A 753-nucleotide genomic window follows, 5' to 3' on the forward strand; every position below is an offset into this window, starting at 1 on the left:
CTTGATCTAACTTTATGGATGATGGACAATTATCAGCCCAAATACGTCGTTGGAAATACTTATAGAAAATTAGCTGATACAGAAAATGCTGCAAATGCCTTTGGTTCTTGGGATCCCAAAGAATTTAACGTTGAAGATTCAGCCTTTGGGTATATCGTCATGGAAAATGGTGCGAGCATTTATCTAGAATCATCGTGGGCCTTGAATACCGTTAAGTCAGGTGAGGCGAAAACGACCTTGCACGGGACTAAGGGTGGTGCGGATATGAACGATGGGTTAACGATTAATGGTGAAGACCATGGCCTATTATTCGACAAGCAAGTGATTGTGGATCCAGGTGCAGTTGACTTCTTTGAAGGGGATGTGGATGACCCCGAAGTGTTGGAAGCAAAGCAGTGGATTCAAGCTATTATTCATGATACAGAGCCGGTTGTAAAACCGCGAGAAGCTTTGATAGTGACTGAAATTCTAGAAGCCATTTATCAATCAGCGAAAACTGGACAACCCGTAATTCTAAATCAATAGGAGGATTCTGATGATTCGAGTAACAGTATGGAATGAGTTTCGTCATGAATTGACGGATGAGGACGTGAAAGCTGTCTATCCAGAGGGGATTCATGAAGCCTTAGCCAGTTTCTTAACGGCAGACTTTCAAGTCAATATGGCGACTTTGGACCAGCCAGAACACGGCTTGACCGAGGAAGTCTTAAATCAAACGGATGTCCTCCTTTGGTGGGGACATATGGCGCACGG

General features: G+C 43.8%; 1 protein-coding gene and 1 pseudogene. Both read left to right on the plus strand.

The window, feature by feature from the left end; all coding sequences use genetic code 11:
- Positions 1-525 (plus strand): Gfo/Idh/MocA family oxidoreductase (locus ACRCJ0_RS17225; RefSeq protein ID WP_431391378.1); only part of this gene is annotated, 525 nt, incomplete at its 5' end.
- Between the two features lie 10 nt (positions 526-535).
- Positions 536-753 (plus strand): annotated as a pseudogene (locus ACRCJ0_RS17230) (ThuA domain-containing protein); the annotation flags it as partial.

The sequence above is a fragment of the Aerococcus sp. L_32 genome (assembly GCF_050689315.1).